This is a genomic window from Microbacterium aerolatum, from assembly GCF_007988825.1.
Taxonomy (GTDB): Bacteria; Actinomycetota; Actinomycetes; order Actinomycetales; family Microbacteriaceae; genus Microbacterium; species Microbacterium aerolatum.
Genome location: NZ_BJUW01000028.1, coordinates 1 through 1,513 on the forward strand (window position 1 = coordinate 1; position 1,513 = coordinate 1,513).

General features: G+C 68.5%; 1 protein-coding gene and 1 pseudogene. Both read left to right on the forward strand.

The annotated features are described in order from the left end of the window. Positions 1–137 precede the first annotated feature (137 nt). On the forward strand, positions 138–1,268 hold the full coding sequence (locus tag MAE01_RS15845) for an NAD(P)/FAD-dependent oxidoreductase (RefSeq protein ID WP_186806277.1): 1,131 nt from the start codon (positions 138–140) through the stop codon (positions 1,266–1,268). 47 nt (positions 1,269–1,315) lie between these two features. Then, a pseudogene (locus tag MAE01_RS16230) lies at positions 1,316–1,513 on the forward strand (transposase); the annotation flags it as partial.

A 1,513-nucleotide genomic window follows, 5' to 3' on the forward strand; every position in this document is an offset into this window, starting at 1 on the left:
ACAGACCGGGAGTACCGGCCCAGAAAGGAGGGGTCGCTGCGCGCGGTGACTTCGGGCTTACACAGCCCGCTGACGTCGTGGCAGCGGCCCCTTCTCTTGCGGCCTATCGCTAATCACCAACAGATCGAGGAACCGCGATGACAGGAACTGACGACGGCGTTGCCACGACGCGTTCACCCGAGCTCGCAGTGATCGGGGGCGGGATCGTCGGTCTGTCGACGGCGTACGCGCTGCGGGAGCAGGGCGTGCCGGTGCGCTTGTACGAGGCTGGTCTGCCCGGGACGGGTCAGTCCGCAGGCGAGGCGCGGATCTTCCGGCATGCCCACGACGACCCGCGACTCGTCGCTTTCGCGCGCGAAAGCCGCGGCGTATGGGATGAGTGGGCCGAACGCTTCGACGTCGAGCTGGTCTCATCAGATGGTGTCCTGGCGATCGGAGACAGCGCCCTGGCGCGGCTGCGGGTGCTCGACCAGGTCGGCGGCGTGGAAGCGCACGAGATCGACGCGGCCGAGGTCGCCCAGCGGATGCCGCTGCTCGCTGGGTATTCGGGGCCAGCGGTGCTCGACGAGTCGGGCGGCGCGATCCGCACCCGCGCCGCGATCACGGCACTCACGGGTGCCCTCGCAGATGCGGTCACCACCGGTGAGGTCATCTCCATCGATCTCCGCGCCGACGGGACGGTCGAGGTGCGCAGCGTCACCGACCGGGCTGTCTACTCCAAGGTGGTCGTGTGCGCCGGCCGCGAAACCGCCCGCCTGGCACGCAGCGTCGGCCTGTCGCTGCCGGTTCGACTTGCCGCACACGTCAGGCTGACCTTCGACGTGAAAGCCGCCGCCCCGGCACGAGTCGCGTGCCTGCAGGACAGCAGCGGCGTCTTCGGCGAAGTCGGCGTCTACGCGACGCCGCTACCGGGCAACAGCAACTATTCGGTCGGACTCAGCGACACCGTCGGCGTCCGCGACGACGGAACTTTCATCGACCCGGCGGCGATTCGATCGCTGGACGAACGCGCACGCGAATACGTGACACGGGCGCTGCCCGGTCTCCACCCAGAGCCGCGCGACTTCCTTCACTGCTGGGTGACCGACCTCCCGTGGAGTGAGGACGGCGTGGCCGTGTGGGAGGCAGGCTCTGTCTTTTTTGTGGCCGGTCACAATTTGTTCAAGCAGGCACCTGCGCTGGGTCGCGCTCTTGCCCGGGCTGCGACCGGCGGCGGTCTCCGCGCCGAGCTCACGCCCGAAGCGCGCCTCGGCGAGGCCCAGAGCTAGGGCGTGTCTCCCAATCGCGTGGGGGGTGACCCGCGATTCTGGACAGCATGTCGCGGATGAGGGTGCTTTCGGATGGCGACTGGGAACTGGTCGAGCCGTTCATGCCGGCCCCGGATGGTAAGCGAGGTAGACGTTTCGTGATCACCGCACGCTGGTGGAGGGGATCATCTACCGGTACCGGGCCGGGATCGCGTGGCGGGACCTGCCCCCAGAGCCAGCCGGCCCTGGGACAACTCGCCCTATTA